The following is a 7453-nucleotide window of genomic DNA, read 5'->3' on the forward strand; positions in this document are numbered from 1 at the left end:
TCTCGCGGTTGATCGAATTGAAGCGGCTACTGCGGGCATCGCCGATGATTTCGATTGCCGAGGTGCAAGCCCTTGCGCATCTCGGGAAAGGCGAGCTTCGCGCTGCCCGCTACCAGCGTGAAGTCGCACAGGATCGCAAGACCAAAGCCGAAACCGAGCGCATCGCCCTGCACCTCGGCAATCGAAATCATCGGCGATGCCCGCAGTAGCCGCTTCAATTCGATCAACCGCGAGACTTCGCGATGAATCGAAACCGCGTCCGTTCCGGCGCGTTCCCGCCCTGTGCAGAACGTTTCACCGCTTGCGCGAATGCGCAGCACGCGCGCCGTAGGCAAGGTTGCCTCGCTACGCAAGACGGCGATCATGGCGTCGAACATGGGCGCAGTGATTTCGTTGCCGGCGGCGGCATTGTTCAGCGTAAAGGTCAGAATTTCTCCCGATCGATCGATCACGACCGGGTCCGGCAAGCGCGCGTGGTCCAAGCAGCCTCCTGTTGTATAATCGCCTGTATAAGCTGTATACAGCGTATTCATCGAACAACGGAAAGTCAATGGCCTCTGCAACGAAACCCGCTGAAATGGAAATTACCGCTCGTGTGCCCGAGCAGGCGCTCGAAACCATCGGCCGCAAATATCACTCGAAAATGCGCATGGTCGACGCGTCCGGCGACTCGCTCAGCGACGGCGTGGTCGTGCCGGCGTTGCGAGAGGCGATCGTGGAAGGTGTGCTGGCGCCGGGAAGCCGGCTATCGGAGGTGCAGGTCGCGAAGCAATTGAACGTCAGCCGCACGCCGATGCGTGAGGCGTTTGCACAACTCGAACGCGAAGGCCTGGTGACCGTGGTGGCGCGCGTAGGGGCGTTCGTGCGGTCCGTGACACTGCGTGACGTTGCGGAGATTTACACAGTGCGCACGGCGCTCGAATGCCTCGCCGTTCAGCTTTGCGCGGAAAACATCACGACGCTCGGGCGCGCTCAACTGGAAGACGTGATCGGCGAGATGCGTGCGAATGTGGCCGCCAATGATCCCGCGGCGTACGTGGATGCCCTCGACCGCTTCTATTCGATCGTAATGACCCTCGCCGATAACCGCACGCTTCAGGCAACGCACGCGAGCCTCATGGGTCCGGTACGCCGCTTGCGACGGATTGCAATGGCGCGCGGCGGACGGATGCGGGCATCGTTCGAACAGGCCGTGAAGATCAAGGACGCGATCTCCACCGGCGACAAACGCGTGCAGGACCTGATGCGAGAGCAACTGCGTGGCGCATGCGAAGCAGCAACGGCAGTATTGAAGGAAACTGAGGGCTGAACCATTCACCTCACACCCGGGACCAACACGTGACTTCAAGCGCCTCTGCTACACCAGACATGAAGGACTTGTTCAAGTCGATCTGGGATTCCTTGCGTGCAGGCGCCGGCGCCGGACGATCGCCGTTCAGCGTGCTGCAGGCGGCGACTGTAGGCGTCGATGGAAATCCCAAGGTCCGGACCATCGTATTGCGCGATGCAAACGAAGAGCTTGCTCGTCTTTCATTTCACACGGACATCCGTTCCGGGAAAGTCCGCGAACTACGCGCACGCCCGGCCATTTCGATGCACGGGTACGACGCCGAGCGACTCGTGCAGATTCGCGTGGAAGGCATTGCGTCTTTCGTGACCGATGAAGCCGAAAAGCTGGCCGTGTGGAATTCGAGCCGGCCGCGTACGTTGATCTTGTATCGATCACCGGTTGTGTCGGGAAGTGTTATCGATGACCCCGCCCAGGCCGCCGCGCCTGATGCCGCGGACCCCATGCTCGGCTACGAGAACTTCTGCCTTGTGCATGTTTCGGTGCGGCACATCGACTATCTCGATCTGTCGAACGAGCCGCACCACAGAGCGCAGTTTCATGTACGTGACGATGGCGCCTTCCAGGGGCAATGGGTCGCGCCATGAGACTCAAGGCGCTTACGCTCAGGCCGCCTCGCCTGAGTCAAGAATTGCCCATCGCGGTTTTATCGACCCTTTGTTGATCCGCTATGCGACGCGTTTTCCCTCCAGATAGGTCGCACGCGGAATCGGCAGACGATCGGACATAGCGACGCGCACGAAGTCCGCTCGCAAGCCGATGGCGATGGCGCCCCGGTCTGTCAGTCCCGCCGCCTTGGCCGGCGCGGATGACACCGTTCGCATTGCTTGCGGCAGGGACCAGCCGGCTTTATCGACGAGATCGAAGGTCGCGGTCAGCAGGCTCGAAGGCACGTAATCCGATGACAGGATGTCGAGCAATCCCGCCCTTGCCATTTCGAGCGCCGAGACATTGCCCGAATGCGATCCGCCGCGCACGATGTTCGGCGCACCCATGATCGTCGAGATTCCACGCTCGCGCGCTGCCTCTGCCGCCACGAGCGTGGTCGGGAATTCGGCCAGCACGATGCCGTCTTCCGCCGCTTCGAGCACGTGGTCGACCGACGTATCGTCGTGACTTGCGAGCGGCAGGCCACGCGCCTTGCAACGCGCGACAATCTCCGTCCGATGCAGCCGCGCATACCGCTGCTGATCGCGGGTCAGTTCGTCGAGCATGGTGTTCGCGTGCGCATCCGTCCATTTGCCGTGACGCTCCTGGTACTTGCGCCATTGCACGGGGTCGTGCCATTGACGCTGGCCCGGCGTATGGTCCATCACCGAAACGAGCCGAAGCAGAGGATGCGAAACGAGACTATCGAAAACTTCGAGCACATCCGCCGCCGCTATCTCGCAGCGCAAGTGCAGGAAGTGATCGACACGCAACAAGCCCTTTCCCGCAAGGCGTTCTATTGCCCGCGCGTTATTGGTCTGCAACTCCTTGCCGCGCACACCCACGCCCCCACGTGAGCCGATGCCCAATGCATCGAAAACGGTCGTGATGCCGGCGCTCGCCACTTGCGCATCATGCACGACGATCGCGGCATCGGAATTCCACAGCACGCCGGGACGCGGCGCGATGTGTTTTTCGATGTTGTCCGTATGCAGTTCAACGAGGCCGGGCAATAGATAATCGCCGCCCCAGTCTTCGGCGTCGCCGGCTGAAGTCGTGCCGGGCGCAACCTCGGCAATGCGTCCGTCGGCAATGCGTACAACACCTGTGAACTCTTCGTCGCGAGTGACGATTCGCGCGTTCTTGATCAACATGTCTGCAAGGTTTCCGTAGTCGTGGCCGCCTGCCCGGCGGGAGCGTTGAGTTGGATCAGACGAGTCGCGACGCGTTCGCGCGTGTCCTCGTCGTGGAAAATGCCTACGATCGCCGCGCCCCGCTCGCGCGCGTCGACTATGAGATCGGCGACCACCTGCCGGTTCTCTGCATCGAGCGATGCGGTGGGCTCGTCGAGCAGCAAGAGCGGCTGCCCAGCAATCAACCCACGAGCGATGTTGATGCGTTGTTGCTCACCGCCCGAAAACGTGGCCGGTGCGAGCGTCCATAAACGGCGCGCCACGTTCAGGCGCTCCAGCAGGACACCGGCCCGTTCGCGCGCTTCATCTTCATTCAAGCCGCGCGATACGAGCGGCTCGCTCACGAGATCGATGGATGAAACCCGCGGGATTGCGCGCAAAAACTGGCTGACGTAGCCCATGGTCGTGCGGCGCAGGCGGATCACGTCGTGCGGTTCAGCATGGGACAGCGACAGGAACCCGGATGCGCGGCTCTCGTCGCGAATGGTAACCGTGCCGCGTGTCAGCAGATAGTTGCCGTACATGCAGCGCAGCAAGGTGCTCTTGCCGACACCCGAGGGCCCGGACAACACCACGCATTCGCCGCGCTCCACATCGAGCGATACACCGCCCAGCGCTGCAATGCTCACACCGCCCTGCTGATGCAGCGTGAAAGTCTTCTCGACGCCGCGCGCGCGCAGCATCAACGTCTTGCTTTCGGCGAAGGCGGCGTCGTCCGCGAGTTCTTTGAAGCGATTGGCGTTCATTCTAGGCTCTCAGACGGGCAGCACGGACGCTACCAGCGTCTGTGTATAGGGATGTTGAGGATCGTCGAGGACCTGATCGGTCAGCCCGCTTTCCACCACGCGGCCATCCTTCATCACCATCAACCGGTGCGCAAGCAGGCGCGCCACGCCGATATCGTGCGTCACGATCAGCGCTGCAAGATGCAGCTTGCCGGTCAACGTGCGAAGCAGGTCAAGCAATCGCGCCTGCACGGATACATCGAGCCCCGCCGTCGGTTCATCCATGAAAACGAGGCGCGGTTTCGTCACCAGGTTGCGCGCGATCTGCAGCCGCTGCTGCATGCCGCCTGAAAACGCCGACGGCAACTCGTCGATACGCGCGGCATCGAGCTCGACCTGGCTCATCCAGTCGGACGCTGTCTCGCGAAGCTTGCCGTAATGACGGGCGCCGTTCGCCATCAGGGGCTCGCCAATGTTCGCTCCCGCCGATACACCGTGACGCAAGCCATCGCGTGCATTCTGATGCACGAAACCCCAGTCCGTACGAGCGAGCATCCGGCGGCGCGGCATGGGCAGCGCAAGCAGGTCGAGTACTTCGTGCCCGGCCGTGCGATACGTCAATGCGCCATCGTCCGCAGGGGTGCGCAAGGCCAGCGCGTTCAGCAAGGTCGATTTCCCCGAGCCCGATTCACCGACAATACACAGAACTTCGCCCGGATAGATGTCTATATCCACGTCGGCACAACCGCCGCGTCCGTTATAACGCCTGGTGAGTCCGCGTGCGCTGAGCAGCGGAGCTACGGATGAACCGTTCATGCATCCCCCTGTTCATTCGCAGCACGATGTTCCTGGCAATAGTCGCTGTCGGAACACACGAACATGCGTTTGCCCTCGTCGTCGACAATCATCTCGTCCAGGAAACTTTCATGCGATCCACACAGCGCGCATTCGTGTTCCCAGTGCTGGATGCTGAACGGATGATCCTCGAAATCGAGGCTCTTGACCTTCGTATAAGGTGGAATGGCGTAAATGCGCCGTTCGCGGCCCGCTCCGAAAAGCTGCAACGCGGGGTTCATGTGCATCTTGGGGTTGTCGAACTTCGGGATTGGCGAAGGCGACGAAAGATAGCGGTCGTTCACAAGGACCGGGTAATCGTAGGTCGTTGCAATGCTGCCATGCTGCACGATGTCCTCGTAGTACTTCACGTTGATCAGGCCATAGTCGGCGAGCGAATGAAGCTTGCGGCACTCGGTCACGCGCGGTTCCAGCCGGTAAAGCGGCTCGGGCATCGGCACCTGGTACACGAGGATCTGCTTGTCCGTCAGCGGCGTTTCCGGAATCCGGTGACGCGTCTGAATGATCGATGCATCCACGGTTCGCGTGGTCGTTGCAATGCCGGCCGTGCGCGCGAAAAAGCGCCGGATGTTGACGGCATTGGTCGTTTCATCCGAACCCTGGTCGATGACCTTCAGCGTATCGCTGCGCCCGATGATGGCGGACGTAACCTGCAATCCGCCCGTTCCCCAGCCATAAGGCAACGGCATTTCGCGCGATGCGAACGGAACCTGGTGTCCGGGGATGGCAACGGCCTTCAGCAACGCACGACGGATCATGCGCTTGGTTTGTTCGTCGAGATAGGCGAAGTTGTAGCCTTCTGCAATGCCAGTTTCCTGCGTACGCGCGTTCATGCTGCGTTCTCCTGCTGTTCTTTTTCCAGACCCGCGCGCAGTCGCCGCAGCAACTCGAGCTCCGACTGGAAGTCCACATAGTGCGGCAATTTCAGATGCTGAACGAAGCCCGATGCTTCCACGTTGTCGCTGTGGGAGAGCACGAACTCGGCGTCCTGCGTCGGCGATGCGACCGTCTCGCCCAGATCAGGCGCGCGCAGTGAACGGTCGACGAGCGCCATTGCCATCGCCTTGCGTTCCGAATGGCCGAACGCGAGTCCATAGCCTTGCGTGAACGTCGGCGGCACGTCACCACTGCCGGCAAACTGGTTGATCATCTGGCATTCCGTGACCTCCATATCCCCGATTTCAATGGAGAAGCCGAGCTCTTCAATATCCATTTCCACCGCAACTTCGCCGTTGCGGATCTCGCCTGCGAAAGGATGCGTGTGCGAATAACCGCGCTGTGTCGCGTAGCCCATCGCGAGCAGGAACCCTTCATCAGCACGCGCGAGATTCTGCAGGCGAACCGTACGATCGACCGGAAACGTCAGCGGTTCGCGCGTAATATCGCCGGGTTCGGACGCATCCGCGTGCGCCCTTTCCTGCTCGATCAAGCCCTCCTTGTCGAGCAAGGCAAGCACGCGCGGCATGGGATCCTCCTTCACCGAGGGCGGCGCGATCTTCTTGCCGGCATCGGATGCGGCGCCTTCCGCAAGCAGTTTGAAATCAAGCAGCCGCTGGGTGTAATCGTAGGTGCCCCCCAGCATCTGTCCGCCGGGAATGTCCTTGAAGGCAGCGGAGATTCGCCGCTCGACGCACATCTCTTCTGTATCGACAGGAAGCGTATAGCCGAAACGCGGCAACGTGGTGCGGTAAGCCCGCAGCAGGAATATCGCCTCGACCAGATCGCCCGCCGCCTGCTTGATTGCGAGCGCGGCGAGTTCTTCGTCGTAGACAGAACCCTCGGTCATCACGCGTGCGACGGCCAGCCGAAGCTGCTCGCGAATCTGGCCTACGCTGAGTTCTGCCAGCGCCTGATTGCCGCGGCGTTTTTCTGCGAGCAGGTCCCATGAACGTTCGATCGCGCGTTCGCCGCCTTTGACTGCAACGTACATCAGTCCACCTCCACGCGTGTTGTGCGGGGCAATCCGATCACCGAACCGCCACGAACGAAATAACAATCGACGCCGCACGGAAAGTCGCTCGCAAGTTGCGCGCGCTCGTGCCAGAACGAGGCAGGCACGCCTTCCACACAAACCGTTTCCGACTCGCGGATTCCGGGACCGCGCCACGTCACAGGTGCGCCGCTTGTCAGCGACTCCACGCGGATGAACAGCATCGCGGCCGTTTCCGGCGTCTCGGGTTCGCCAAGCGAAAACTCTTCAAGCGACGGCATGGAGTGTGCGTCGTCGAGATAGGCAAACACGGCTTCCGAACAATCGTCCGTCACCGGCGCGCCGGTGTGAAAGCGCAGGGCGTCGCTCAATGCTCGATGTGGATGCTGCAGCAGCACGGGCGTCGAATAATCCGCGAGCGCGAGCAACGCAGCGTAGGCGGCAACCGGCACGTACGCCTCTTGCTCGTTCGCAAGAGCCGGCACGACCGTGTCTATGGATACGATCTTGCCTGGCCGGGACAATGCATCCAGCAGCGAGCGGAACACGCCCTGCGAGTCATGGATGGTATCGGTTAAACCAGGCGTGAGCGTGGCGAGGTCGATGCTTCCCGCACTCGCCCCCCGAGCACCCGCAGATGGGTTGTTACGTTGCATCAGTCACCTCTCACCATCGTGAAGAATTCAACTTTCGTGGCCGCCGCGCGCGCCTGCTTTTGCTGGCGGCGCGCATCGCTGCAAACCGCCAGCAAAAA

Annotated in this window: 9 protein-coding genes; 2 read left to right on the plus strand and 7 right to left on the minus strand. The window is 61.4% G+C overall.

Translation table 11 applies throughout. The annotated features are described in order from the left end of the window. Positions 1–26: 26 nt before the first annotated feature. Positions 27–482, minus strand: coding sequence for an enoyl-CoA hydratase/isomerase family protein (locus ACRXB1_RS25750; protein WP_449493646.1), 456 nt, complete (start codon positions 480–482; stop codon positions 27–29). Between the two features lie 68 nt (positions 483–550). Here ACRXB1_RS25750 and ACRXB1_RS25755 point away from each other — a divergent pair, with 68 nt between their 5' ends. Then, positions 551–1309, plus strand: coding sequence for a GntR family transcriptional regulator (locus tag ACRXB1_RS25755; protein WP_174362905.1), 759 nt, complete (start codon positions 551–553; stop codon positions 1307–1309). 29 nt (positions 1310–1338) lie between these two features. Further along, on the plus strand, positions 1339–1935 hold the full coding sequence (locus ACRXB1_RS25760; RefSeq protein ID WP_449493647.1) for a pyridoxamine 5'-phosphate oxidase family protein: 597 nt from the start codon (positions 1339–1341) through the stop codon (positions 1933–1935). Positions 1936–2016: 81 nt separating this feature from the next. On the opposite strand, the gene ACRXB1_RS25765 is transcribed toward ACRXB1_RS25760, so the two are convergent. Genes ACRXB1_RS25765 through phnH form a run of 6 tightly spaced genes read right to left on the minus strand, consistent with a single transcriptional unit; the run spans position 2017 to position 7355 of the window. After that, complete coding sequence (locus ACRXB1_RS25765) at positions 2017–3150, minus strand: alpha-D-ribose 1-methylphosphonate 5-triphosphate diphosphatase (protein WP_086382837.1); 1134 nt, start codon at positions 3148–3150, stop codon at positions 2017–2019. Further along, positions 3144–3935, minus strand: coding sequence for a phosphonate C-P lyase system protein PhnL (phnL, locus tag ACRXB1_RS25770; RefSeq protein ID WP_174362906.1), 792 nt, complete (start codon positions 3933–3935; stop codon positions 3144–3146). Before phnL ends, ACRXB1_RS25765 begins: the two co-directional genes overlap by 7 nt. A gap of 9 nt (positions 3936–3944) precedes the next feature. After that, positions 3945–4730 (minus strand): phosphonate C-P lyase system protein PhnK, encoded by a 786-nt coding sequence (phnK, locus tag ACRXB1_RS25775; RefSeq protein ID WP_062170798.1) that lies wholly within the window; start codon positions 4728–4730, stop codon positions 3945–3947. Next, a complete protein-coding gene (locus tag ACRXB1_RS25780) occupies positions 4727–5602 on the minus strand; it encodes an alpha-D-ribose 1-methylphosphonate 5-phosphate C-P-lyase PhnJ (protein ID WP_174362907.1) in 876 nt (291 codons plus the stop codon). Before ACRXB1_RS25780 ends, phnK begins: the two co-directional genes overlap by 4 nt. Next, positions 5599–6699 (minus strand): carbon-phosphorus lyase complex subunit PhnI, encoded by a 1101-nt coding sequence (locus ACRXB1_RS25785; RefSeq protein ID WP_449493648.1) that lies wholly within the window; start codon positions 6697–6699, stop codon positions 5599–5601. The genes ACRXB1_RS25780 and ACRXB1_RS25785 overlap by 4 nt, the downstream gene beginning before the upstream one ends. Continuing rightward, a complete protein-coding gene (phnH, locus tag ACRXB1_RS25790; RefSeq protein WP_449493649.1) occupies positions 6699–7355 on the minus strand; it encodes a phosphonate C-P lyase system protein PhnH in 657 nt (218 codons plus the stop codon). The genes ACRXB1_RS25785 and phnH overlap by 1 nt, the downstream gene beginning before the upstream one ends. Positions 7356–7453 lie beyond the last annotated feature (98 nt).

The organism is Caballeronia sp. M23-90 (genome assembly GCF_053574605.1).

Bases quoted from the DNA above. Each gene is read 5' to 3' on its own strand.
- ACRXB1_RS25755 (WP_174362905.1), top strand. From the start codon at position 551: ATGGCCTCTGCAACGAAACCCGCTGAAATGGAAATTACCGCTCGTGTG.
- ACRXB1_RS25765 (WP_086382837.1), bottom strand. From the start codon at position 3,150: ATGTTGATCAAGAACGCGCGAATCGTCACTCGCGACGAAGAGTTCACA.
- phnL (WP_174362906.1), bottom strand. From the start codon at position 3,935: ATGAACGCCAATCGCTTCAAAGAACTCGCGGACGACGCCGCCTTCGCC.
- phnK (WP_062170798.1), bottom strand. From the start codon at position 4,730: ATGAACGGTTCATCCGTAGCTCCGCTGCTCAGCGCACGCGGACTCACC.
- ACRXB1_RS25780 (WP_174362907.1), bottom strand. From the start codon at position 5,602: ATGAACGCGCGTACGCAGGAAACTGGCATTGCAGAAGGCTACAACTTC.
- ACRXB1_RS25785 (WP_449493648.1), bottom strand. From the start codon at position 6,699: ATGTACGTTGCAGTCAAAGGCGGCGAACGCGCGATCGAACGTTCATGG.
- phnH (WP_449493649.1), bottom strand. From the start codon at position 7,355: ATGCAACGTAACAACCCATCTGCGGGTGCTCGGGGGGCGAGTGCGGGA.